General features: G+C 51.6%; 2 protein-coding genes. Both read left to right on the top strand.

Going from position 1 to position 3120, the window contains the following annotated elements; translation table 11 throughout:
• On the top strand, nt 1-1913 hold a 1913-nt coding region (locus ONB24_12905), incomplete at its 5' end, for an ATP-binding protein (protein ID MDZ7317013.1).
• The coding region (locus ONB24_12900) for a PAS domain S-box protein (GenBank protein MDZ7317012.1) at nt 1906-3120 on the top strand (1215 nt) is incomplete at its 3' end. The genes ONB24_12905 and ONB24_12900, both read left to right, overlap by 8 nt.

Below are 3120 nucleotides of genomic sequence, written 5' to 3'. Positions count from 1 at the left end.
TGCTGATGATCGGAGTCCGCGACCGCGGCCCCGGCATTAAAGATGTATCAAGCATACTGGAAGGGCGCTTTACCTCCCAAACCGGTATGGGCGCCGGTATTCGCGGCAGTCGTCGGCTTATGGATATCTTTCAACTCGAAAGCAATCCTGGACAAGGTACCCGCGTTACAATGGGTAAAAAACTGCCGCAAACGATGGTGGTCGACGTCAATCTTTTGAAACGGATCAGCACGACCCTTATGGCGGCCGCCGCTCAATCACCTCTTGAAGAACTCCGCCGACAAAACCAGGATCTGATGCGCACTCTCGAAGAGTTACAGCGCCGACAACAAGAACTGGAAGACAGCTATCGCGGCGTAACCGCTCTGCATGCGGAACTCGAAGAAAAAATGCAGCAGCTTCGCGACATCAATCAGCTTAAAACCAAGTTCCTCTCGCACGTGAGCCACGAATTCCGCACCCCGATCAATGCCATTCTCGCGCTCTCTCAGCTGTTGCTCGACCGCACCGACGGCGACCTGACGCCGGAGCAGGAAAAGCAGGTCCGGTTTATCCACCGCGCCGCCGAAGAGCTCACCGAATTGATCAATGATCTGTTGGATCTTGCCCGCATCGAGTCCGGACGCATTGAACTGCGGCCGCGCGAATGCACGGTAGAGGAATTGTTCAGCGGTTTACGCGGCATGTTGCGGCCTTTGCTGGGTGACAAACCCCTTGAGCTGATTTTTGAACTGCCCGCAGCAATGCCCAAAATAGTTCTCGATCCGAGCAAAGTAACGCAGATATTGCGTAATCTGATTTCCAATGCCATAAAATTTACTCCGCAGGGCGAAATTCGCGTTTCAGCCCGCGCCGATAAGCAAAACGGAACGGTGACTTTTTCCGTTTCCGATACCGGAATCGGCATTGCGCCGGAAGATCAGGAACGCATTTTTCTCGAGTATGTACAGGTGGAAGCGGCGCAAAAAAACGCTCCGCGGGGCACCGGGCTCGGCCTGCCGATTTGCCGCAAACTAACCCAACTCATGGGTGGCACCATCGAAGTTCAAAGTGAGTTGGGCAAAGGCTCCGTCTTTCGCGTAACATTGCCCCTTCAATTATCGACTGCCGCCGACGAAACAGCCGCAAAAGAACAAAGCTCGAAAAAGCCTATTTTGATCATTGAAGATGATCCTGCGGTTCAGGAGCTGTATGCCCGGTTCTTAAAAGACAGCGAATTCGAACCGCTGGCGGCCCGCAGCCTTGAAGAAGGGCGTCATTTCCTGCAGACATGTAAACCGGTGGCGATCATCCTTGATATCTTGTTGCCGGGCAGCGAAGAGGAGGATGCCTGGTCGTTGTTGACTGAAATTAAATCAAAAGCAGCAACGCGACAAATTCCGGTCATAATCGCTTCAGTGCTGGAAGACGCCGACAAGGGGCTCAAATTCGGCGCCGACGATTACTGCATCAAACCGGTCGATCCGCAATGGTTGAACGCCAAACTGCGCGAGCTGGCCGCTCGTCGAACGGTGAAAAAAATTCTAATTATTGACGACGAAGAAACTGCCCGCTACCTGCTGAAAGGACTGCTGGTCGGCTCCGAGTTTGTCATCCTGGAAGCTGAAAACGGCGAGAAAGGGTTGAGTTTAGCCCGTTCCGAACATCCCGATGTGATTTTTTTGGATCTGCTCATGCCGGGAATGACCGGATTTGAAGTTCTGGAGAAACTAAAAGCCGATTCATCTACGACTGAAATTCCGGTGATCATCAATACTTCCAAAGCGCTCGATCCGGAAGAAAAAGAGGAATTACGCAGAAAAACATTGGCTATTTTGAGCAAAAGCAACATCAGCCGCCAGGCTGCCGTGGCGGCCGTAAGAGAAGCGCTGGAAAAACTCCGTTACACTATGGAGAATGGAGAAAATGTCTGATCAAACTCAAGCTGTCGTCCTGCACGTCGATGACAATGATGCCATGCGTTATGCCGTAGGACGAGTTCTTCGGGAACACCATATTAGAGTATGGGAAGCTGCAACGGGGGAAGAGGCTCTGAAATTAGCCGAACAGTTGCCCGATCTTATCCTCCTGGATGTCGTCTTGCCTGACATGAGCGGCATCGAAATCTGCAGGCTCCTGAAATCCCGCACCGATACAGCCCACATCCCGATTCTTCATTTAACGGCCTTAGCTAAAAGCGGTGAAGAACAGCTTCGCGCCGTCGATCAAGGTGCGGACGGTTATCTGACCTATCCGATCGACAACAAAACGCTCATCGCTTCGATCAATGCTTTTCTGCGCATCAAACGCGCCGAAGATGCTTTGCGGGAAAGCGAGCGCCGTTTTGCAGTGGCTTTAAAAAATGCCCCTATTACGGTTTGTTACCAAGACAAGTCACTGCGTTACATTTGGATTTATGGGCGTCATGAGTTGCTCAATGAAGAACGGCTGCTCGGGAAAACGGATGCCGAAATACTGCCCATGAGGCAAGCTTTCCATTTGATTTCTTTAAAGCGGGATATTTTGACCAACGGTTATTCGGCTCATAAAGAAATCGAGCTCACTCTTGATGATCGCACCTTATATTTTGATATGACCATCGAACGCCTGACTGACGGTCGGAACAATCCGGTCGGCGTGGTGACCGTTTTGTTCGATATCACCGACCGTAAACGAATCCAAAATGCCCTTTTGAGCCTTTTAGAGGATGAACGGCGTACCCGAGAGGAGCTTTGGGAGAGCGAGCAAAGGTTTCGGACTATATATGAAAACACGGTCATCGGCTTTTACCGCACTACTCCGGACGGCCGCATCCTGATGGCCAATCCGGCCTTGGTCAGAATGCTCGGCTACGATTCGTTCGAAGAATTGGCGCAGCGCAATTTGAATGAAAACGGTTTCGAACCCCAATATTTGCGGGATGAATTTCGAGCGCGAATTGAGAGGACCGGCGTAGTCCTGGGTTTGGAATCAACATGGAAACGCCGCGACGGCACTATCATTTACGTACGGGAAAATGCGCGCCTCGTAAGAGATGAAGAGGGGAACCCTCTCTATTACGAAGGGGCGGCCGAAGACATTACCGAACGGCGTCGAGCCGAGCAAAAAGTGCACGAGCAATTAGAAGAGCTGCAGCGTTGG

This window comes from candidate division KSB1 bacterium, from assembly GCA_034505495.1.
In the GTDB taxonomy this organism is placed as follows: domain Bacteria; phylum Zhuqueibacterota; class Zhuqueibacteria; order Residuimicrobiales; family Krinioviventaceae; genus Fontimicrobium_A.
Note: the sequence above shows the minus strand (reverse complement) of the source record. Positions and strands in the feature narration are given on the sequence as shown.